16 protein-coding genes and 1 pseudogene are annotated in these 24,957 nt (G+C 30.4%); 1 reads left to right on the top strand and 16 read right to left on the bottom strand.

Translation table 11 applies throughout. The features are described 5' to 3' along the window. Nucleotides 1-98 precede the first annotated feature (98 nt). From bamB to FVIR_RS00055, 7 genes and pseudogenes are all read right to left on the bottom strand, one after another. Entirely contained in the window at nucleotides 99-1,274 is a 1,176-nt protein-coding gene (bamB, locus tag FVIR_RS00080) for an outer membrane protein assembly factor BamB (protein ID WP_067497353.1), read from the bottom strand. A 16-nt stretch (nucleotides 1,275-1,290) separates the two neighbouring features. After that, nucleotides 1,291-1,743, bottom strand: a complete 453-nt coding sequence (locus FVIR_RS00075) for a YfgM family protein (RefSeq protein WP_231908313.1) — start codon at nucleotides 1,741-1,743, stop codon at nucleotides 1,291-1,293. Between the two features lie 100 nt (nucleotides 1,744-1,843). Then, nucleotides 1,844-3,118, bottom strand: coding sequence for a histidine--tRNA ligase (gene hisS, locus FVIR_RS00070; RefSeq protein WP_067497347.1), 1,275 nt, complete (start codon nucleotides 3,116-3,118; stop codon nucleotides 1,844-1,846). A 1,119-nt stretch (nucleotides 3,119-4,237) separates the two neighbouring features. Continuing rightward, nucleotides 4,238-4,834, bottom strand: a complete 597-nt coding sequence (rodZ, locus tag FVIR_RS00065; RefSeq protein WP_082799132.1) for a cytoskeleton protein RodZ — start codon at nucleotides 4,832-4,834, stop codon at nucleotides 4,238-4,240. A 1,456-nt stretch (nucleotides 4,835-6,290) separates the two neighbouring features. Further along, nucleotides 6,291-6,700 (bottom strand): annotated as a pseudogene (locus FVIR_RS02700) (nucleoside-diphosphate kinase). An 871-nt stretch (nucleotides 6,701-7,571) separates the two neighbouring features. After that, nucleotides 7,572-8,861: an aminopeptidase PepB gene (gene pepB, locus FVIR_RS00060; RefSeq protein WP_067497343.1), complete on the bottom strand. Its 1,290-nt coding sequence runs from the start codon at nucleotides 8,859-8,861 to the stop codon at nucleotides 7,572-7,574. Nucleotides 8,862-9,126: 265 nt separating this feature from the next. Beyond that, nucleotides 9,127-10,287, bottom strand: coding sequence for an IscS subfamily cysteine desulfurase (locus FVIR_RS00055; protein WP_067497340.1), 1,161 nt, complete (start codon nucleotides 10,285-10,287; stop codon nucleotides 9,127-9,129). Nucleotides 10,288-11,055: 768 nt separating this feature from the next. Between FVIR_RS00055 and suhB the strand changes: the two genes are divergently transcribed. Further along, on the top strand, nucleotides 11,056-11,856 hold the full coding sequence (suhB, locus tag FVIR_RS00050; RefSeq protein WP_067497337.1) for an inositol-1-monophosphatase: 801 nt from the start codon (nucleotides 11,056-11,058) through the stop codon (nucleotides 11,854-11,856). A gap of 883 nt (nucleotides 11,857-12,739) precedes the next feature. Here the strand turns inward: suhB and glyA are convergent. From glyA to lepA, 9 genes are all read right to left on the bottom strand, one after another. Then, nucleotides 12,740-13,993, bottom strand: a complete 1,254-nt coding sequence (glyA, locus tag FVIR_RS00045) for a serine hydroxymethyltransferase (RefSeq protein WP_067497334.1) — start codon at nucleotides 13,991-13,993, stop codon at nucleotides 12,740-12,742. Between the two features lie 3,394 nt (nucleotides 13,994-17,387). Then, the gene (tadA, locus tag FVIR_RS00040; RefSeq protein WP_102135086.1) at nucleotides 17,388-17,888 is read right to left on the bottom strand and encodes a tRNA adenosine(34) deaminase TadA; all 501 of its coding nucleotides are present in this window, start codon (nucleotides 17,886-17,888) and stop codon (nucleotides 17,388-17,390) included. Nucleotides 17,889-18,427: 539 nt separating this feature from the next. Beyond that, nucleotides 18,428-18,808: a holo-ACP synthase gene (acpS, locus tag FVIR_RS00035; protein ID WP_067497325.1), complete on the bottom strand. Its 381-nt coding sequence runs from the start codon at nucleotides 18,806-18,808 to the stop codon at nucleotides 18,428-18,430. Beyond that, a complete protein-coding gene (gene pdxJ, locus FVIR_RS00030) occupies nucleotides 18,808-19,539 on the bottom strand; it encodes a pyridoxine 5'-phosphate synthase (protein WP_067497322.1) in 732 nt (243 codons plus the stop codon). The genes acpS and pdxJ overlap by 1 nt, the downstream gene beginning before the upstream one ends. A gap of 123 nt (nucleotides 19,540-19,662) precedes the next feature. Then, a complete protein-coding gene (gene recO / locus FVIR_RS00025; RefSeq protein WP_067497319.1) occupies nucleotides 19,663-20,364 on the bottom strand; it encodes a DNA repair protein RecO in 702 nt (233 codons plus the stop codon). Beyond that, nucleotides 20,364-21,269 carry a GTPase Era gene (era, locus tag FVIR_RS00020; RefSeq protein WP_067497316.1) on the bottom strand — a complete coding sequence of 302 codons (906 nt, stop codon included), beginning with the start codon at nucleotides 21,267-21,269 and terminating at the stop codon, nucleotides 20,364-20,366. The genes recO and era overlap by 1 nt, the downstream gene beginning before the upstream one ends. Before the next feature lie 6 nt (nucleotides 21,270-21,275). After that, the gene (rnc, locus tag FVIR_RS00015; RefSeq protein ID WP_067497313.1) at nucleotides 21,276-21,956 is read right to left on the bottom strand and encodes a ribonuclease III; all 681 of its coding nucleotides are present in this window, start codon (nucleotides 21,954-21,956) and stop codon (nucleotides 21,276-21,278) included. Between the two features lie 196 nt (nucleotides 21,957-22,152). Continuing rightward, nucleotides 22,153-23,142 carry a signal peptidase I gene (gene lepB, locus FVIR_RS00010; protein WP_067497311.1) on the bottom strand — a complete coding sequence of 330 codons (990 nt, stop codon included), beginning with the start codon at nucleotides 23,140-23,142 and terminating at the stop codon, nucleotides 22,153-22,155. Nucleotides 23,143-23,157: 15 nt separating this feature from the next. Next, nucleotides 23,158-24,957, bottom strand: a complete 1,800-nt coding sequence (gene lepA, locus FVIR_RS00005; RefSeq protein WP_067497310.1) for a translation elongation factor 4 — start codon at nucleotides 24,955-24,957, stop codon at nucleotides 23,158-23,160.

The raw sequence follows: 24,957 nt of genomic DNA, 5'->3' as shown, positions 1-24,957 counted from the left end.
ACTACAATCTCATAAGATTAAAAATGGTAAAGATAAAACGGATATTTAATATAGCGAAAACTATTATTTAAATTGTTAATATCTAATTATTACATGATTTAGAAAATAATAGCATATGTTTTACCATTTTTTGCTTGAACAATAAGTTTATTATCGGCAATGATAGGAGTTGCTAATAGACCAGCACAATCTATTTTTTTTTGAGCAATTAACTGTCCATCATCAATACTTATCCAATGCAAGTAACCTTCCATATCACCAGTAATAATGTAACCATTATATAATACTGGCGAGGTAAGCTTACGGTGAAGCAGCTTACTTTGATGCCAAAAGATGATTTTGCCTTTAGTATCCATAGCAACAACGCGATCATTTTGATCTATTAAATAAATTCGGTCGTTATCTATTAGCAGATTGGTTATAGAACCAATTTCACGTGACCACATTAATTGACCGGAACGTAGATCTAGTGCTACAAAATTTCCATTATAGGCTAAAGCATATACAACACCGTTAACTACAACTGGAGTAGTTTTTACATCATTAATTCGAGCAATTTCAGTTGAACCGCTTGGCTGCGAGATATATTTTTGCCAAATTAGTTGACCTTGGTTAATCATAACTGCACTAATTCGGCCGTTATCACCACCTACGATCGCAGCACCAAAAGCCGTTGTTGGTGAAGACTTGCCGCGTAACGTCAGAGACGATACATCAAGATTAATATCCCATTTTATTGTACCGTCGATTTCATTAAGAGCTTGTAGTATGCCGTTACTAGTATGGATTAGAACTAAATTATCAGTAACCACTGGTGTAGACAAAACTTCGCCGGCAACTTTTTTTTCCCAAGCAATGCTGCCATCTTTTACATTAAGTGCATAAATTTTAGCTAGCTCACTGCCAATGTAAATCTTCGAATCTGCTACTGTGATTCCACCAGAGAGCTGTTCTGGATAATTACGTGAAAAAAAGCTGGTATGAGTAGAAAGATTAGTTGACCAAATTTCTTTTCCACTATCGACATCAAGTGCTTTTACCACACCATAACGATCCGCTACAAAGATCCGATCGTTTTTCCAAGCAGGATGTAAGTTAGAGTAGAATTCACCGAAACCATTACCAACTGAGCAACTCCATACTATTCTTGGCTGAAATTGTTTTTCTGCTCTTGATGATAGTGAAATACTAACTATATTTTCTTTATTTCTAAATAAAGAACACCCATTAAGTAGTGTACAAAATAATATTATAATAAATATTATCCAATTAATAGGATCCCTCTTCTTTTCAGTTAGACAGATTATTTATTTTCATCTGTAGAATTATTTTCAATGCTTGCGGCACGTTGGATTGTAACGATTTTTCATAAGCAATACGAGCAGCCTGTTGGTTACCTTTAATTGCTTGTGCATCACCACGGATATTATCCGCAAGTGCCCTCCATCTTTTTTCTTTTATATCATAAAGAGTTTTCAATGTACTATCTATATTTTTTTGCTGTAACTGCACGCGCGCTAAGAATAGATTGACAAGTGATTGTAGGTTTTCATCGCAGATCTGGCCAAGCACTTTTTTCAATTGTTTCTCTGCAGTTGAGAAATCACGATGATCAGCAAATTGTCGGGCTGATCTTATTAAAGTTAATATATCATGCTTATTATTAATACTAATGGAATTATGATTAGTATACCAGTAATACCAACCTATTAAAGTAATAATATTAATTACTAAACCTATCATAAGTATTTTACTATTCTTAAAAAAGAAATATTGAAACGCCTTGTTCTTTTTATTCATAGTGCATTATCTATATTATAAAACTATATTCCATCTATTTTTATTAATCTAAAATTGATGCTAGCCGTGCAGTAATATCACTTTTTGCTAACATTTCCTGATTACCTGTAACTAAATCTTTCATTATTAGCTGTCCTGCTGATACCTCACTTTCTCCAAGAACTAATACAATGCGTGCACCATGTTTATTAGCGCGTCTAAACTGCTTCTTAAAACTATCATTTCCGTAATTAGTCATTAATCGTAAAGAAGGCAGTGCATCACGTAGTTGTTCTGCTAGCTGGAATGCTTCATGTTTTATACTACTTCCACGTACCACTAGATAGACATCTACACATGCTATCGTAGCAAAATTTGGATTAACCGCCTTTACAAGCAGTATTAGTCGTTCCAAACCCATCGCAAAGCCTACAGCAGGAGTAGCGAAACCGCCCAATTGCTCTACTAGACTATCATATCGACCACCACCACAAATAGTACCCTGTGATCCTAAGTACATAGTTACCCACTCAAAAACTGTCCGGTTATAATAATCTAAGCCACGTATTAAACGTGGATTAATTTTATATGAAATACCGGCTAGATTTAAAAGTTCACATAGATCAGAGAAGTGAGCTTGAGAATCATCATCAAGGTAATCGGTTAAAACAGGCGCCTCGTTAAGCAATGCCTGAATATTAGGATTTTTTGTATCAAATATCCGCATTGGATTAATATACATACGACGGAGACAATCTTTATCCAAAAACTCTTTATTCTGGCAAAAAAATGCGATTAGTGCCTTACAATAACGAGCACGAGCTTCCAGTGAACCAATAGAATTTAGCTCTAGCGTTACATAATCTTGAATCCCTAGAGTACGCCACCATCGAGCGGTCAGAAGAATAAGCTCAGCATCAACATCTGGCCCTTGTTGACCGAATACTTCAGCGCCTATCTGATAGAATTGGCGATAACGACCTTTTTGTGGACGTTCATAACGAAACATTGGTCCCAAATACCAAAATCGCTGTTCTTGGTTATATAGAAAACCGCGTTCAATACCAGCTCGTACACAACCAGCAGTGCCTTCCGGACGTAAGGTTAAGCTGTCTCCATTGCGATTAATGAAAGTGTACATCTCTTTTTCTACTACATCAGTAATTTCACCGATGGCTCGCTGGAATAGAGAAGTTCTTTCAACAATCGGTAGGCGGATTTCATTGTAACTATATCTGGTTAAAACATCTTTAAGTATCCATTCCACACGCTGCCAAAATGCTGTTTCTTCCGGAAAATAATCATTCATACCACGAATGGCTTGAATATTTTTTACCATATCGAATTTTACCTATGTTATTTCTATTTGGTTATAACGCGATTATATTTTTCAATATTACTGTCTTAGTACGAATATAAACCTACTATATCGATCATTAGCATTTTTATTAAAATACTTATGTTTACTAATATTATCTTTGTAGTAGTCGATTTTTTATTATTACTACTAATTTTACTTAGTGTAAACATTACTACTTTGCTAGAGGTATTTAGTATATAATCTATGATAGACAGATGTATTAATATGATAATATTTCATCTACTTATTTTAAAAAATAACAGTACTAATAAAGTCAAACTCTTGGTTTAAATATTTTAAATCAAAAATAACGAGAATCTTGTTGGCACGAATACGCAATGAATTCAAAATATGAAATTAACCTTAGCTATGATCTATCTTTAGTGAATTGTTATTTTTTAAAAAAAAAGGACAATATCAGCTTCAGTAATTAAAAGCTATAATAGCTAATCGCTATATGAAACTAATAAACAATAAAATTGTATGTTAGCAATAGACTAAAAAGTTTTATACTATTCTTGATATATTTAAAAAATTAACTAATTAAGTATCTATATAACATATAGTCAATTTTAAATATCTTATAAAGTCGGATTACTATCAGATCAAACTCAATAAAACCAGTATTAATTTTAATTGAATACTATTATTGTGCATATGATCTATTATAAAATAAATATGTCTTTATAAATATGTCTTTTTTATTGGTTTTGCTATTATCGATGCAAAAATAATCAACGCTATATCTGATAGTTTTTAATGCAATATAATAATAAATAGATATCTATTATCAATAGAGATCTGTTTCCAGTTTAAAAACGATTTTTAGCCTAATAAACATAAATACTTTAATAGTTACTATGGTGGTTATTGATAAATACATATTTACTATACTAATATTTTAAATATTGATAATACATGTATTAGTTATTAAGTGACCGAGATTAAAACTTTATCATATACTAATACATTTTAAAAAAATGAGTTTCTATTTTTGATAGAGTATTAATATAACATTATATATTGAACGCTTTTGACTAGCGATCACCGTTAAAATTTATCACCGGTGCTTATCTATCAAAAAAAAGAAATACTAATCTATAGTAAAGAGAGTATTATTGGTAATTTAATGGATAAAGAAGATAATGCTGTAGTTAGCGAACTTATATCTATTTTAACTAATTGATCTGCTGATTGCGATTGGACAACTTCGTCTATATTATAACTTTCGTGAAATAACTGGTCAGAAGATTGATTATCTATATTGGTAATATTCTGCTTCTGAACTTGATAATTTTTCCACAACCATGCACTTGTCAGACTAATTACTATAAACAAGATAAACCAGGTGAATTTTATTACTAAAATATCGCGTTTTTTACGGATCCTACCTAATGAAAAGTTTTTTATTGGTTCTATTTTAGATGGTTTTATTGGTGTCTGTTTAAGCATTGTTGATACTATTTCTTCTTCAGAAATATGAACTAATCGTGCATAGGAACGGATATAACCTCGTAGAAAAGTTGAATCAAGGTTAGGATTAACGTAATCATTTTCTATATCCCGTATAGTGGATACCTTAAGACATAATCGTTCAGCCACTGCTTGTTGACTTAATCCTATATTTTCACGAGCTTGACGTAGACGTCCGCCTGTTGTAGTTGATATTTTATCTTGCAGGGCTTCAGTATTCATGAGGTAAGAATTGCTATCACTATTTAATATAGTGAAAATAATACAAATAGTATATAATAAGGTCGTACGTATTTTTCTGCATTGCTAATGCAATAAAATAAATTTAAACTAAAATTTTTTTTCTTTTTTGAAAAAGAAAATTAGTAAATATATAAGAATCATCTCACTCTGTTAGCAAGGTTTATTATTACGCGCATAAACGTATATGGCTATATCTAGTGACTACTTTAGTATAATTTGCTTATTATGAAATCGTGTAAAACGTCTATTAAAACAGCATATAGTGTATTAAAATCACATAGAAGATATTCTAATTATTTAGAACTTTGTTATTTTACATTACCAATTTTAGGGTTAGTCGATAGAGATTTTCTATGAAATCTATTTGTTAATCTGATATTAGTATTATATTATATAAGACTAGATTTATTAATTATTAATTATTTTAATATAGTTCTTATACTTATTAATAATTTTACTGAGCAGAATCTATATTCTCTCTAAATACATATAACAATTCCAAGTTATAAGTCGTTAAGTGAAAACTATGATGATATATCATCGTCGCTATTTATTTTTCAACTAAACGAATAATAATAATTATGATTCTATTTATTTAAATCAGTCTTATGTATAACTTTCATATCAGTTATACTGTTTTGTTAATATAAATTAATGATCAGTGAAATTATTTAGAATTAAACTAATTTTATTGATCATAAAATCTTTCTGAAAAGTTTTAATATTATACTTTTCGGTTAATCGATATAATGTTATTGCAAATTTTATCACTTAATACATAGAGAAAAAATTTTAAATTATCCTGAATAATCAAGAGATAAATGAATAATATTAAGGGTTTATTAATTAGTTTAAATAAAAATTTCCTATAAAATTTTTTTCTATCATAACATTAATACAATTGAATAGCAAGTTACTATACTAATATTATTATTTTAATAGCAAAACAATAACCGATACTATTAAAATATAGTGATATAAATAATTATCAATATGTAATAAAAATTTTATTTCAACGAAAATCTCACCTATAGGAATATATGGATAATTTTTATTTGCTTGTTATTTTATTTTATTTTAATACTATATTTAATAGTACTGTAGGCGAATTATTAATTCTAGACGAGTTTTAGCTATCTGATTTATATCAATTTAATCTAGTATATTAATATTTTTGATATTAATTTTCTAAGAAAAATTACTAATTAATACTAATAGTGATAGATCTGCTATCTTATATTATTGGTATAAGATAATATCTATTTTAAATTAAAAAAATCGAATAAAAACCAAAATCTTTTTTAAAGAATTTTTCATAATTTTATTATTATGTATAATAGCATAATATATATAGATGAGCACCTCATCTTAGTACATTGGAGAGTAATTTTAGTAAAACTGCACTATTAAAATAATAGGTTTTTATATAAAAAATTTATCGAACACAATTACAAATTTCAAAATCGGAAAAATAAGTAATTTTTCGTTCTGCAGATTTATCAGAGTCTGAGTAGTGTACTTACTGCATTCTCCGTAAAACTATCAGCATACTCTGCACGCAGAGTACCAATTATAGCATTAGATGGGTTTTTAGTATCACTTGTAATTTACGATTTCGGCGTATAGCTTTTTTCCTTCTAGCACTTGTACAGAATAGGACCAGAAACCATAAAAGATATAAGATTATCGAAAAAGACTTATCTTTATGTTCGGAATAAAATACTTCTTTTTGTTTACAAGCCATCTGTAACATTTTTATATAAATCACAATCAATCCGATACTTTCAAAAAGTTAGATAACAACACCGATTACATTTTTTTTTCAACAGCATTTTGCTTAATAATAGAAAAAGTACGTTAAATAATCATAAAAATTTCTAAAATATTTTATAGTTGTGCTATTGCCGTTATATTTATCAATATAGGTTGTAAAGGTTATGAAGGGGGTACGAAGAAAACTTCGCTACATTTTAAATAAATATTTTATAAATACATTTTTGGTCTAATGGTGATCTCTTTTTCTGATTTATAAACTATCTATTTTTGCTTTATTTTAGTTATAAATAATTCGAATTTTAATATAAAAGTTTTTTATCACACAATATATAGAATAACCTTATATGGAGTATATAACAATAAATTGTGTGTTAGTTATAAGTTAAATATAGCCATAATATATTTGTATTACATTCAATCATTAAAGGGTACACGAAAACATTCCAGTATTTTTCGCTGGTATATTTTTATTAAAAATATTTTGATATAAAAGTTTATTTATGATATACTTGCATTTAAAAATTATCGAAATACACTATTATATAATTTTCGATAGAAATGAAGTATTTTCTCTTCACGACTACACTTATATTGAAACTATTTAATATAAGATAAACAGATAAATTCTGATTTGATATTAAAGAAATAACTATAATAGTTAGATATTAATCTTATTCGAACTAGTTCTTACTAGATATTACTTCGGCTATTTCTATAGAAATAGAAATACTAATTTTCAGAGTACTAATCACTTAAACATCCTAAAAGAAGCTAGATGATAAACTAGCTTTCAGAATCTGCTCTAGTATCTGTTTAATGACATACATATTGTAATTTCAGATATTACTTAAGCAGATGTTAAATTAAACAGTTATTGATCTATATAGGCTATTATAAAAAATCTAGGCTGAAAGTATCTGGATGAATATGAAAAATAATCTTATATTTGGTTCAGTAGCAGATTAGCCAGCGTACGTACCCCTAATCCAGTTGCGCCAGCAGACCATTGATCAACTCCATTTTCATAGTAAGTAGCAGAGCAGTCAATATGTAGCCAGCCCTGATGATAATTTTCTACGAAATAGGATAAAAATGCTGCGGCAGTACTAGCACTCGCACTGTGTATATTGCTTGCTATATTACTTATGTCAGCGAAATTAGACGGTAAATACTGGCGATGAAATTCTGCTAGTGGCAAACGCCAAAATGGTTCGTTCTCTTCATTGGAACTCTTTATAAGAGCAGCTACTAAAGCTTCATCGAAGCTAAAGAACGCGTGGTAATCATTACCTAAAGCAGTTTTTGCTGCACCAGTTAAAGTAGCACAGTCAATGATGAACTGAGGTTTCTCTGAACTAGCATCAATAAGACCGTCAGCTAATACTAATCGACCTTCGGCATCAGTATTCATTATTTCGACTGATTTTCCATTTCGATAATGGATGATATCACCTAATTTAAAAGCATTACCGCTCACCATATTTTCAGCACAGCATAAAATCAGGCGTACTCGCTTATTCAATCCACGGCTGATAGCCAGTGCTAATGCGCCAGTTAATATAGCGGCACCTCCCATATCGGATTTCATAGAACTCATAAAAGCATTACTTTTCAAACTATAACCACCAGTATCAAAAGTAATCCCTTTTCCTACTAGACAAGCTAGTACTTTTGTCTGCGTATCGTTAGTAGGATTATAGTCTAGAGTTAATAATACCGGTTGACGATTAGATCCGCGTCCTACGGTATATAGTCCCATATAATTCTTATTAGAAAGATCATCGGCTTTCATAATGTTATAACTGATAGTAGTATCAGCTACAGAAGATATGATATATACTACGCGTTGTGCTAGCTGTTCTGGACCTAGCTCTTCTGCTGGAGAATTAATTATATTACGTACCCACTCAATTATTTTTATTCGGTCATCTAGCTCTTTACGCGCTGTTTTTGGTAGCGTTGGCCAAGTTATATAGCACCCCCCTTTAGGAGACCAATAACCTTGCCAAAATGCCCAGCAGCGAGCTAAATCCCACGAATCTCCCACTAATACAATTTGCTTTATCCCTTCTCTATTAATTTTTCGTCCACCACGTTGAATAGTACTCAATACATCATCATCTATCAAATGAATGGTTATTCCGTATTCATCGGCGCTTAATAATGCTTTTTCACCCCAACGCTGATTAGCAGGTAAAGTGGATAATGTAATCTTCATTGTTTTTGTCATAAAATATTGCTCCAATAAATTAGGATAATAATATTATCTATATATATTTAGTACAATAATAAATTACTGTTATGATTTATGAGTAAAAGATATAGTTATAACTACTCACAAAAAAATAGTATAATTAAACTGTTATTATCGCCTTATTTCAATATCTATATACTAACTCAGACGATAATTTATAGGCTTAAATTAGAACGAAAACAAACAAAATACTATAATATTACAGTTTATTTTTGTATTAAATATGCTACTATTTCTGCAGTTAATTTTTAAAAATTTCACGTAGCCGTACAACAGCTGTTTGAGTTTGACTAATAGCAAACTCAATTTCTTCAGAGGTAGTAAATCGTCCAAAAGAGAAGCGAATAGAACTATTGATAAGTTTTTCATCTAATCCCATTGCTTTCAAAACATAGGACGGTTCAAAGCTGGTGGATGTACAAGCGGATCCCGTTGATACTGCTAGATTCTTTAGATTTATGACAAGCGATTCATTGTTAATGCCATGAAAACTAACGTTTAACACTGTTGCTATGCTTTGATTTAGACTGCCATTTACTACCACTCCACCAATTTGTTTTAATCCTTCCCATAACCTGTCACGCAGAATTTTCAGGCGTGATATCTCATTTGATATTTCTTGTGTTGCAAGATAATAAGCTTCACCCATCCCAACAATTTGATGTACTGGAAGCGTACCAGAGCGAATACCCCACTCATGACCGCCGCCGTGGATTTGAGGTTCAATTTTCGCTTTTAACATATTATGCACAAACAGACAAGCGATACCTTTCGGTCCATATACTTTATGACTACTAAATGACATAAAATCTACCGGTAAAGTATTTAGATTAATAGGCAACTTTCCCACACTCTGAGTAGCATCCACATGAAAAAGTACCCCACGAGAACGACATAGATCACCGAATGTTGCGATATCTTGAATTAAACCAGTTTCATTATTAACATGCATTAATGATACTAGAATTGTATCATCACATAACGCATCGCTTAATTGTTGTGGAGTAATGATACCGTTCAAGGAAGGCGTTAATCTAGTGATATTAAATCCTTCTCGCTCTAATTGTAGACAAGTATCTAACACTGCTTTATGCTCAGTTATAGCAGTAATAATATTGCGACCTTTAGCACGACTAGAATGAGCTACCCCTTTTATAGCCAAATTATTAGATTCGGTTGCACCAGAAGTAAAAATAATTTCGCGTGGATCGGCACCTATTAGAGTGGCAATGTGATTACGGCTGATATCAACAGCTTCTTCTGCCTGCCAGCCATAACAGTGAGAACGAGAAGCTGGATTTCCGAAAATACCGTCTAGTGTAAGATATTGCATCATTTTATTTACTACCCGCGGATCGACTGGAGTAGTAGAAGAGTAATCAAGATAAACCGGTAATTTCATGAAGTATTAATTCCAAGTATGAATAATAAATAATTTTACTATATTCAAGTAAATAGGTTTATTTTAATCATTTTCTATGATTAGCTATTGCAATAGAAATTTTTAATACATATTGATTAGAGTATATAGATTATGTAGTAATTACCACTTTGGTAGTTCTATTTTATTCTAATCAGTATTGAAGTTACAAGCTCAGTAAATAATCGCTACTAGTTTTTATGGAAAACTAGCTATCTAACTTATATTTTTCAAATGAAAATAGCTATTCTAAAGAAAATAGTAATATTCTAACGCTCAGAAATCTCTGAAATAAATAAGCTCATATTAGAATAAAGGAAATATTAAAAAATCAGAATGACTGCATAGCGATCTTTTTAAGATAGTTTTATAGTAAATACCAATTAAGATATACAAAAGTTTTTCATTTTTAATTAAAGTAGTCAACTATTTCATTGAGTAATTTTCTTAAGTATTTTATTTTCTTTCGCTGATAGAAACTCTTACCTTAATATAATTTAAAATTAACAAATAAAAGATATTTTATAACTACATTTGCAAGCTGATAATTTTTATAAATAATACGACAGCATATTTGCTGATAATTTTACCTATTATTTAATATAAGCGTTTAAAAATATACGAATCGTATAAAATACAGTTTAAAAAATAAAATAAATATGAATATTATCCTGCTATAATGATAGTTTTCATATGTTCTGTTATACTTTAAATAACTTTAGTTATTTAACATTCTAGTAGATAATGTTTATGTATCCAATACTTAACATTGCAATTCGCGCTGTGCGAAAAGCAGGAAATTTTATTTCAAAATATTATGAAAATCCTGATTTTATCAAGATCGTTAAAAAAAACGTCAGTAATTTTATTACTGATATTTATTCTGAATCAGAACGTTTAATTATTGAAGTTATCCGAAAGTATTATCCACAACATAATATTATTGGTAAAGAGAGTAATATATTAACCAGAAAAAACGATGATATGCAGTGGATTATTAATCCACTAGATGGCATCGTTAATTTTATTAATTGTTTCCCTTATTTTGCTGTTTCTATCGCTGTACGCATCAAAAATAGAACGGAAATTGCCGCAATATATGATCCTATTCGAAATGAGTTATTTACTGCATCCCGTGGTCAAGGTACTCAATTAAACGGCTATCGTTTGCGCGGTAGTGCTGTACACAATATAGAAGGTGCTACACTTGCTACTAGTTTTCCTGTTAAACAAAAACAGTATGCTAATAGCTACATAGCTTTGGTAAATAAACTATTTATTCAATGTGTAGATTTTCGTTATACTGGATCAACCACTCTAAATTTAGCCTATGTATCTGCTGGTCGCATAGATGGATTTTTTGAGATTGCTTTAAAGCCCTGGGATTTCATCGGCGGTGAACTATTAGTGCGTGAAGCGGGTGGTTTAGTTACTGATGTTAATGGAAGTCATGATTATTTAATTTCCGGAAATATTGTAGCTGGTAATCCAAAAGTAGTGAAAGCTATACTATTAACTTTTCGTAATGAATTAAATAAAGCAATAAAGTGAAGTGTTAATTATTAGTAGTGGCCGATATATACTTTTCATATTACTTTTCAAGTATATCCTAATACCTTATCTGTTCTTTTTACTGATTAGGATCTAGGATCATGGCATAGCTGATTTTAATACTAGTTTTTTCGATCCTGTTATGACAAGATCATTTGATATAAGACAGTTTATATTACAAAGCAATATAGCATCTAACTAACACTATAATATTATCTTACTGATAAGTACGAGCGTTTCTTATGCTACATTATATTAGATCGTCAACGCATATAGTTTGCTTAGTTTTGATCGAAAATAATGCGCTAATAGATTATTATCATCTTAAATAATTCCAAAAGCATATATACTGATTGCTTAAATTAAGCATATATTAGTCGTGATATGTTCAATCGTCGATTATATTATTAATAATATATATCTAATACTTTATTTTTTAATTGGATTTTATTTGACCGGATTTTAACACAGTGTCAATACACTACTAGTTTGATTTTCTATCATTTAAAAAGCAACTTTCAGTTCTTTTAGTTATGTTATTAAAAATTGATATATTATCGAAGATATTGTTCTTTATTTAAAGAGAAGAATGTGTTGGCATGACAGTTTACTTATATAAAAATTATGCTAAAATGCTATTATTTTCATAATGTTATATATACTAACAAAATTTGCTAAAACGCCAAAATAATACTATAGGAGAAATATATAAGTTTATTATAAGAAAAGTCACCAGTAGTTTTAAAAATTAATATCTCAGATGAGATCAAAGGCAATGCGTTATTTAGGAATTGCTAAAACACAACGGTTATCATAAAAATGATAGATAGCCGTTGTATTTTTCTTAGGAGCGTTTATAAAAAAATCTTTTTTAATCTTATTATCACGTATAAACAGGGTGAGAAACACAAAGATCTAATACTTTATGTTTAATACGCTCGATTAGTACATCATTACGGATATTTTCTAATATATCACATATCCAAGTTGCTAAATTATGCATATCAGGCTCTATAAAGCCTCGACGTGTTACTGCTGGTGTACCGATACGTACACCAGAGGTAACAAATGGGTTTTTCGGATCATTTGGTATACTATTTTTGTTAACTATAATATTAGCACGAGCCAAGGCTATACCTACCTCTTTTCCAGTTAAATTCTTATCTACTAAATCTAGTAAGAAAAGATGATTATCAGTGGCGCCAGAGATAACGGTAAAACCACGTGATAAGAAAATTTCTACCATAGCTTTAGCATTTTTGACTACTTGACACTGATAGATTTTAAATTCCGGTTCCATCGCTTCTTTAAACGAAATTGCTTTTGCGGCAATCGCATGCATTAACGGACCCCCTTGTACGCCAGGGAATACTGCAGAACTCAACTTTTTATAAAACTCTTCGCTACCTCCATTAGCTAAAATCAAACCACCTCTTGGACCAGCTAACGTCTTATGGGTAGTTGTTGTCACGACATGGGCGTAGGGTATTGGATTTGGATATATACCAGCAGCGATAAGACCTGCTACGTGTGCCATATCTACAAAAAAATACGCACCGATACTATCAGATATTTGGCGTATTCTAAGCCAATCAACTACACGGGAATAAGCGGAAAAGCCACCAATGATCATTTTAGGTTGATAAGATTTGGCTATTTTATCAATCTGAGCATAATCGATTTGACCGTTCTTATCAAGACCATAGCTTAATGTATTGTAAAGTTTTCCAGAAAAATTAACAATAGAACCGTGGGTCAAATGACCACCATGTGCCAGGTTCATACCTAGCACTGTATCACCTTGCTGTAATAAGGCAGTATAAACAGCGAAATTAGCCTGTGACCCCGAGTGGGGTTGCACATTAGCATAGTCACAGCCGAATAGAGTTTTAGCGCGATTGATAGCTATCTGCTCTATTGTATCAATATATTCGCATCCGTTATAATAGCGTTTTCCAGGATAACCTTCAGCGTATTTATTAGTCAGTTGTGAACCTTGAGCTTGCATAACACGCGGACTAGCGTAATTTTCAGATGCAATTAGTTCAACGTGTTCTTCTTGACGTACTATTTCCTGCTTCATTGCTTCCCACAACTCTGCATCGTAATTCGCAATGTTCATATTGCATTTTAACATTAATTTATCTTAACCTTAAACCAATTAAATGTGTTGATAAAAATTAGAGAATAGATTATTACTTGATTTTTTAGATAACTTTATATGGAACCTATTATTACTTTTTATAAAATAATTTCATCTTAATATTATATAAAATCAGTTTCTAGTTTTGCTTTTCGTTACATCAATAAAGATTTTTTATCGCGAAAAAGAAAAATTTTATTCAGCGAACCTACGAGGACAGAACATGGCTTATAAACATAAAAACTCTTTTAGCAATAGATCGATAATTGAGTATTATACCGAGCTTACTACCTACCAGTAGTGAAATATAATTTAAAATGAATCTTTTATTTTTTATTTACATAAAAGCATCATTCCCTAAAATATTTCATAAAAATACTTCCATAACTAATCTTACTTATCTATAATATCTATGTATGATAGCATCATATATAGATTTCAATTATGTTACGTAGCATTATCAATTTAATTTTTTAATTTGAGTATAGCATTTAGTATATATTCAATACTGAAGTGCAGTTCTTTATATTATCTTTATCTGAAATTCTTATTTTCGGTTATCATTGTATTGATTTTTTATAGTTTTAATAAACATCTGTAAATCTTTTGTTTTATTTCTATTTAGTTTTAAAATAATTTGTATATATAGTGCGATTCAAATTTATGATATCCTCTACTAAAACTTAAGATATTAATATATTTAACAAATATTACTAACTTCGAAATAAAGTTGTCATTATATCACATTTTTTAAATGATATAGATCATCAGGTTAGTTAATTTTTATTTTTTATAAAAAGTTATAGTATTACGTAAACAGAGAATATCTTTCACCTGTTCATTTAAAACATGATAGTTTTAAACTAGTAATATCTAATTAGAAATATAAATTTTTATGAATTATTACTAATATTATCTTGAATAATTAGTAACATTTTGAATACAAAATATAAACAATAATAGTGTAGTTCTTTTCTAATAAGAAAATGTAATTAATTTTACATACCTAAAAATTATACAGTTTAATTAATTACGATAGTAGTATCTTTCTGTTTTCTTGCTAATTCTAATTTCATTATTAATCAAGATGCTAATATCTGATTATACATTCTATAATTCGTTTTGCTCAATAAAACTTCGATATTCGTAGTATATTTAGATTCTTTCTGTGCTGTTTTATGAAAAACATCTAGTAGTTAGAACACATAAAAGAGAAAAATATCTTGAAATCCTTATCTAATTACAAAAAAAGAAATGAACAAAAGTAGTATTTTCTGTATTGCTTTTAGCAATTTATAAGCTTCTACTATTCCCTATATATCTGATAATTACTACTAGTTGTTTATTATTATTTTTATTAAGTAGAATTTTTTGATGTTCTTTTCTTGTATTCTGATACTTGTATAAGAACAGATATTTCTCAATATCTTTAGGATCTAATAACTTATAAATAATAGTTAATTAAAATTTAATTACATTGTTTACATACTAATAATAGTAATCTATTTATTAATTTATTTTTAATAAAATTAATAAAAGTAGGTATAGCTGCGTTTATATGGAAAATTATCTATTTTTTTAAAAAATAGTAGATAAATGCTGTTATAGAAATATTCAATAATATAATTGATACTAGTATATTATTGATAATTAAACTATTTCTAATAGCTTTTGTTCTATTTTTACAATATTTTGATAATTTTTAATTATATTCAGTGAAAACCATATTCTATATAATAGTTAATATCCTATTACTTGTAGTAAAACTATTTCTTATCTTATACCTGCTATAACAAATAGCGACCATGTAACTCATTACACTAAACTTCTAGTTAGATTAGCTTAAACTTATTATCAATACTATATATCTGCTATCTTTTATTATCTGAAAATACAAAAATTACAGAAATATGCCAGTTATAACTGGATAATAAATTTGTTATTTAAATTACATTCTGAAGAATGTAATTAGTTATAATATTTAGAATATAACAATATTCTCGTTTTAGTTAAAGCTTTCATATCAGTAATTGAATTGTTGTTTAAGATTTAATACTACGAATGCTATAATTAAACTTAACTAAACATATATAGCTTAACATTGTTAATATTATGTACTATATGCTCCATATAATATTGCAGTAAGTTTATTTACTTACTTAATTAGTATGCCTAAAATAATAAACTAAAAATACAATCCAAATATTTTAGTTTATAATCACTACAGTTATAAATAACAACTCTTACCTTTAAATAATAAGAGAAAATATCAGTATCACAATATAAACAGAACAAAAAATCACTCTTTAAAGTAAAATTTAACGAAAGAAAGATTATATCTCAATAATCTATATAGCAAGATTAATATATCTTAACAGAATTTTTCTTTGATACAGTTAAAATAAGTAAGCTATAAAATAGATATTATCTACTAGTTTACTGCATTGATATTGAACTGATAGATTATTAATCTAAAATGGCATAGAATGGTATTCTATAGAAGATTTTTATATTAATAAATTTTTTATCACAGATTTGTTATTTTTTGATCGCTTAATTACAGGAATACAGCTCTATTATTTTTAATAATAAAAACTTAATTCAGATAAAAATAATATTTTAATTGTTTAAAAATTACATTATTGTACTATCAATGATTTTACTATCAATTTAAGAACCTCTAATATGTTTCTAATCTTTCATTATATTAATAATCAACCGGTAAACTTTATTAAAGATTCATTAAAAAGCAGTAATATTTAACATTAACTTAATAAATATTTTCTATCTTCAGTATCCAGTTGTTTTTTAAAAAAAATCGATGAAGAAAAAACTAAACTATATGCTAATTTATTAATAATAATATCGTATTATTTAACTAATATATCCTTATTATTTTTTAGCTAATTAAACAGTAGCTAAATTATAACATGTTTTAATAAAAAATATAAATAATATTAGTATATTCAATGATGTTAATACTAAAACTTCTTAAGTACTATCAGTATTAGCTAGTTAGTACTATGGTTATTATCTTTTGTATATTATATAGTGAATTTTTATATTTTATCCTGAAGATAAAACATCTAGTTTTCAGTAACAGCATATAATATCAGTATATTAATATACTAGATGCTTTACTTAAAAGATTTAAGTATGTTGCTTATCTAGAATACCGATTTATTAATGCTTAATAAGGTATAAAAGCTATAAAAAGGAAAAAAATCTATCCGTACTAATACTAGTTAATAGTATTTTAACTTATTAGCCTGTCTACAGATTATATCTGTTAAAAATTGCATTTTTTAAAAACTTAATTAACAGAAACTTTACAATCTTCTTACTAAGATCGTTCTATCGTTGGATATTCTAATATTGTTAACAAAATTTAACTGAAAATTTCAGTATTTTCTATTTTTTTCCCTATTATATGCTCGACGACGGCGAAAAAATTAGTAAGTTGTGAAGCACAAAGCTGTGCTAACACATCACTGGTGAGCTTAATTCGATGATTTATACCTGGATAAGTAAGCATATCTATAAATGATCCAACTGCACCAGTTTTTTTATTCCGAGCACCAAATACTAATCGACCAATGCGTGCTTGAATCATCGCACCAATGCACATCATGCATGGTTCTAAAGTTACAAATAAGGTTGTTTTTAATAAACGGTAATTATTTATCTGTTCTCCACCCTGGCGAAGTGCTATGATTTCAGCATGAGCAGTAGGATCATGATAGCTTATAGAACAGTTCCAACCTTCACCGATTATTACATTATTTAATATGAGGATCGCACCGACCGGTACTTCACCTTCATCTTCAGCACGTTTAGCTAAAAACAAGGCATGACGCATCCATAGTTCATCGCTAAAGCATTTATTCATGATTTTTTCTCTTATCTGACAATCATATAAAATTATATTATTCTAAATCAATAAAAGGAAGAACCAATATAACTTCTTAAGTTGATTTCATTGTTCGATAGTTGTGTATCACTTTCTCATGTTATTAGGCAATAAAATATCAGTATTAGTCATTTTAAAATAGTAAAATACAGTACCAATAAACTAAAAACTACAGCAAAAATTAAATTTTAATATACTTTTTCTAGGCTAAGTTTTAAGACTATCTTAAATTATATATATGTATATTATGATTAATAAATTAATCATACACAGAGTTATTGTATTTTTATAGATTGTGGTATATTTTGACGAAAAATGCAAATTAATATAATCAAATAAAATTGATAATGATTAGGACTAATATGATATGCAGCAGAAAATGGAGTTAAAAACTCCCTATTATCACTATACTTACTTATTAGTAAAATTTAGCTAAACGTTGTCAGTTTATGATGACAATTGTTTATATATTGATTATATTTCGGTATTATATGCAAACATAATAAATTTTAAATATATCATTGTTCAAAAATAACTGTCGCGTAGGCATACTGTCGTTCATCAGCTACAGTAACATGTATGCTAGTAATACCTAGTCGATTAGCCAATGTTGCTGCTTGATCAAATAATCGCAACAAAGGTTTGCCCAACGCATCATTACAGATTTTGAATTGGTTGAAAGCTATTCCATTACGGATACCATTACCTAATGCTTTGGACGCCGCTTCTTTTATTGCAAAGCGTTTAGCGAGAAACCGTATCGGTTGATTATGTTGTTGATATAGTCGCCACTCTGATAGAGTGAGAATTCGGCGTGCTAGTCGATCACCACTACGACAAAGGATTAATTCAATACGCTCTATCTCAACAATATCTATACCAATTCCAATAATTGCCATTAGGTGCGTGCTTCACACATTAGATATTTCATTTCCTTAACCGCATTGGCTAAACCAACGATGACAGCGCGGCTAATAATAGCGTGACCAATATTCAGCTCTTGTATCTGTGTTAAAGCAGCTATAGGCTTAATATTGTGATAATGAAGTCCATGACCAGCATTAACTTTCAAACCTAACTTGACAGCAAAATCTACGCTATGATGGATACGGGTTAATTCTGCCAAACGGAAAGCTTCATCGTTAGTACTGGCATAAGTTCCAGTATGAATTTCAATATAAGGTGCACCTACATCCGCTGCTGCTATAATTTGCTGCTCATTAGCGTCGATAAATAGCGATACTTTAATACCGGCAGTCTTTAAACGTGTTATAGACTGGCGTAGACTATCTACATGACTAGCAACATCTAGCCCACCTTCTGTAGTTACTTCCTGTCGTTTCTCTGGCACTAAACAGCAAAAATGCGGTGCTATATTACAAGCTATATTAATCATTTCTTCTGTCACTGCCATTTCCAGATTTATTCTAGTTTGGATTGTTTTTCGTAACAGTTGCAAATCACGATCAGTAATATGCCGTCGATCTTCGCGAAGATGAACAGTGATGCTATCAGCGCCAGCCTGTTCAGCGATAAAAGCTGTTTGAACAGGATCCGGCCATGCTGTGCCGCGCACATTACGTAAAGTCGCAATGTGATCAATATTTACACCAAGCAATAATTCACTCATTCTTTTCCCTTAGTATTATAGTTATAGCATTAATATATTAATGCTATAACTTAAATTACTTTATTACTTATTTTATTACTATTATCTCATTTATGCCATCATTTATGATGGCCTTTCTGAAATTTATTTAAAATATTGACGGAAAAGATCTCGACTCTTCAATGGCTTTCCACCTAAATAGGGTTTTAACGCTATACGGGTAAAGCGCTTAGCGGCGCGCAACATATCCATATTAGTAAACTTTTTTTCTGATAAAGCCCGTAATTCTCGTCCATTAAAACTATAATTATCTAAAAGCTCGCTAATAGTAAAACCTTTTTCTTCTTGGTAACGGTAGGTTTTAGTATCATTTATCGGTTCACCACTATCAGCACAATGAAGAAAATCAACACCATAACCTAGTTGTGATAATAATGTTAACTCAAAGCAACGTAGAGTCGATTCTGGTAAATTTTTAGCGCCTGCTAAGCATTGCAAACAGTGTAAATAATCATAAAATAATATAGAATAATCAATGTCATAGACAAGCATACGAGAAAGTAATTCATTGATATAAAGTCCGCTATACAACATCAGTCCGTTGAGAGGCAGGCCCAATGAGACAGATTCAGCACTACACAGAGTTTTTATTTCACTTTTACCACTCCAGCGGGCTAGTAATGGCGTAAAAGGTTGTAATATTCCTTTAAGTTTAGAGCGATGGGAACGCGCTCCTTTAGCTAAAACTCGCACCCGTCCTTTTTTTTCAGTAAAAAAGTCTAAAATAATACTCGTTTCACTGTAAGGAAACGAATGTAATACGAAAGCGTGTTGCCAACTATCCATTAGTTTAATTTAAAAAAATTATCAATATAACCCAAACTATGAAGAGCATGTTCATTATCAGCCCAGTTTAATTTTACTTTTACCCATAATTCTAAATATACTTGTATCTTAAATACAGCTTCCATATCTTTCCGAGCCTGAATACCAATAATTTTAATTTTTTTTCCTTTATTGCCAATAACTATTTTCTTCTGGCTATAGCGCTCTACTAGAATAAGTCCATAAATATTATAACCTCCACGATTGTTAATAGAAAAATGTACAATATTTACTGTAACAGAATAGGGAAGTTCATCGCCTAGAAAACGTATCAGTTTTTCACGTATAATTTCTGAAGCTATAAAACTTTTGAGTCGGTCTGTAATGCAATCTTTTGGAAAATGGTGTGTTGCTTCTGGTAACGCTTTACGAACAATCCCAGCTAATATTTCAACATTCATGCCATTTTTAGCGCATATTGGTATAATTTCATTAAATAACATTTTCTGATTTAAAAACTGTATGTGAGGTAATAATTTTTCTTTATTAATTACATTATCTACTTTGTTTATTACTAATAAAATTGGACAATGAACTTGATAAAGTTTATTTATTACCATATCGTCATCTGGTGTCCAATTAGTACCTTCTACTACAAAAATTACTAACTCTACATTATTAATTAAACTACTAGCTGCGCGATTTAGTAAACGATTAATTACTCGTTTTTGTTGGATATGTAATCCAGGAGTATCCACATAGATAGCCTGATATATTCCTTCAGTATGAATACCCATAATACAGTGATGGGTTGTTTGTGGTTTTCGTGAGGTAATGGAGATCTTTTGTCCTAATAATCGATTCAGTAGTGTAGATTTTCCTACATTTTGTCGACCTACTATCGCTATAAATCCACAATAAGTCATTTTTTCTCATTTAGCTTCTAATAATTTAAGCGCCTGTTCAGCCCCATTCTGTTCGGCTTTACGACGACTTAAACCATTACCAACTACTGGCTTTACTAAACCATTAACTTGGCAATGTACAGTAAATTCTTGATCATGTGCCTCACCGCAAACTTGTATTACTTGGTAAGTCGGTAATGGTAAATGACGCTCCTGTAGATATTCTTGCAATCGGGTCTTCGGATCTTTTTGTTTATCATCTGGGCTTATTTTATCAAGGCGTAGGCGATACAAATTGAGGATTAATTTTTCGACTGTTTTAATATCACTATCTATGAATATGCCACCGATTAAAGCTTCTACTGTATTAGCTAAAATTGATTCACGGAAAAAACCGCCACTTTTTAACTCTCCTGGTCCTAGACGTAAACATTCGTTCAACTTACATTCACGCGCAATTTCCGCAAGCGTATTACCGCAAACTAAAGTCGCGCGCATTCGACTCATTTTTCCCTCGTCAACAGAAGGAAAACGTTGATAAAGTGCAGTAGCTATAACATAATTTAATATAGAATCGCCTAAAAATTCTAAGCGTTCATTGTGAATACTATTAGCACTTCGGTGTGTTAGTGCTTGTAATAATAGACTATATTGTTGAAAAGTATAACCTATTTTCTTTTGTAACCTATTTATGAATACAGAATTCATATGTTATTAAACCAATAATTCAAAAATGCGTAAAAATCGTATCATGTAATATAGTATTAATTATAATATGTCTACTAAAATTATTCCATTTAAAGTTTATCTGTAGTGAATAGAGCTCATTTTGTATATCTTAGATATGTATTGAATACATTCAATACATTCAACATTAGTGATTAAAATCATATATTTTAAAAAATTAATGAATATTGCCAATACGATTTAAGCGTATTCTTGTTAACCATTGACCTTCTTTTTTATTAAGGCTCATCCAGATAGTTGTTGCTTTACCCACTATATTTCTTTCCGGTACGAAACCCCAATAACGACTATCAGCACTATTATCCCGATTATCACCTATCATGAAATAATTTCCCTTTGGTACTACCCATTCAGCCAACGAACTATTTTTTTGTTGGTAATACATCCCTAGTTGATCCTTTTTTCCTGGTAAAATCAGAATATTATGCGATATTCCGTTAAATGATTCTTTACACTGTGCTAAGCGTATTCCACTAGTTACTTGTGGATCAAGCGGGAGTTGCAGAAAGCTGCTGTTAATTTTTCCATTGTCACTTATATTAAAATTCTGTATAAAATCGCTTGGAGTGAATTCATCATAAGTAATCGCTAAAGCTGTATTACAAGTCTTTTTGCTAGCGCAATTAGGCTGTACTGTAATGTGCTTGCTAATAGGATTATAAATAACTCTATCGCCAGGTAATCCTACAAGACGTTTAATATAGTCTAACTTAGGATCTAACGGATATTTAAATAAAACTATGTCACCGCGTTTCGGATGGCTAGTTTTAATTAGAGTTTTCTGAGTAATAGGATCTTTAATACCATAAGCAAATTTTTTTACTAAAATAAAATCACCAATCAAAAGCGTTGGCATCATTGAACCTGATGGAATATAAAACGGTTCTAAAATAAATGAACGCATGATAAAGACTAATAACAAGACCGGGAAAATAGATACACAAATTTCAATCCAACCTGTTTTACGGCTGATATTTACTATAATATCATTATTATCAGGTGTTTTTTTTTTGGCATGTTGTCTTTGTTGACTAAGATTATACCAAAAACGAGTTTTAAAAAATACTGGTTTAAAATACTCTAAACACCAAAAGATCCCAGTAATAAATGTTGTTATTCCCAGTATTAGGGAATACATATTTACCATTTAATCTCCTTAAAATTATTTTCTATCTTTACTAACATGTAGAATTGCCAAAAATGTTTCCTTTGGAAGTTCAACGTTACCTACTTGCTTCATGCGTTTTTTACCTTCTTTCTGCTTTTGCAAGAGTTTTTTCTTGCGACTAACATCGCCGCCATAGCATTTTGCTAATACGTTTTTGCGTAGCTGTTTAACGGTAGAACGCGCAATAATATGATTGCCAATAGCTGCTTGAATTGAGATATCAAATTGTTGGCGGGGGATTATTTCTTGAAGTCTATCAACAAACTTACGGCTGCGGTATAACGCATTGTTTTGATGAGTAATAAATCCCAATGCATCGATACGTTCACCGTTAATCAGGAGATCGATTCGTACTATATGTGCATTCTGGAAACGCTTAAATTCATAATCTAACGAAGCATAGCCACGTGAGATAGATTTAAGCCGATCAAAAAAATCTAGCACCACTTCAGCCATGGGAATCTCATAAGTAAGCGCTACCTGGTTACCATGATAGACTATATTAGTTTGAATACCACGCTTCTCAATACATAGTGTAATGATATCACCTAAATAAGTCTGTGGCAACAGAATATGACATTCAGAAATAGGTTCACGTAATTCATGAATTTTATTAAAAGATGGAAGCTTAGAAGGACTATCTATATATAATATATTATTATCTATCATCAGGACTTCATAAATAACCGTTGGTGCTGTAGTGATTAAATCAAGATTGTACTCACGCTTTAGCCGTTCCTGAATAATTTCCATATGCAACAAGCCAAGAAAGCCGCAGCGAAAACCGAAGCCGAGTGCAGTTGAACTTTCTTGTTCATAAAATAACGAGGCGTCGTTCAAGCTGAGCTTGCCAAGAGCATCGCGAAATGATTCATAATCGTTAGAATTTACTGGAAATAGACCAGCATAGACTTTCGGTTTTATTTTCTTAAAACCAGGTAGTACTTTATCTGCTGGCTGACATGCTAGTGTCAAAGTATCTCCTACCGATGCGCCGTGAATATCTTTAATAGCACAAACCAACCAGCCGACTTCCCCACATCGAAGAATTTCACGGTCAATACGTTTCGGAGTAAAAATACCCAATCGATCTGCTTTGTAAAATTGACTAGTGCTCATTACTTTGATTCTATTACCCTTTCTCAGGGTACCATTTTTAATGCGTATTAAAGAAATTACGCCTAAATAATTATCAAACCAAGAATCGATAATCAGCGCTTGCAATGGCGCCATCGGATCACCTTTTGGTGGTGGAATATCACGTACTATTCGTTCAAGTACGTCGGATACACCAAAACCGGTTTTTGCAGAACAGCGCACTGCGTCTATAGCATTAATGCCGACTATATCTTCGATTTTTCGCGCTACATAATCGGGATTGGCAGAAGGAAGATCGATTTTATTCAATACTGGTACGACTTTTAAATCCATTTCGATTGCTATATGGCAATTAGCCAGTGTTTGAGCTTCTATTCCTTGTCCAGAATCTACTATTAGAAGCGCACCTTCACATGCTGCAAGTGATCGGGAAACTTCATAGGAAAAATCTACATGTCCTGGAGTATCAATAAAATTTAACTGGTAAACTTGATTATCTAATGATTTATAATCTAAAGTAACACTTTGTGATTTTATAGTAATACCGCGTTCACGCTCTAGATCCATAGAATCTAGTACCTGAGTTGACATTTCACGTTTGCTTAGACCACCACAGATCTGTATTAGACGATCGGATAGCGTCGACTTACCATGATCAATATGAGCGATAATAGAGAAATTTCGTATATTATTCAT

Source organism: Candidatus Gullanella endobia (assembly GCF_900048035.1).
Taxonomy (GTDB): Bacteria; Pseudomonadota; Gammaproteobacteria; order Enterobacterales; family Enterobacteriaceae; genus Gullanella; species Gullanella endobia.
The sequence above is the reverse complement of the archived record's forward strand: the minus strand, read 5'-3'. Positions and strand labels throughout refer to the sequence as shown.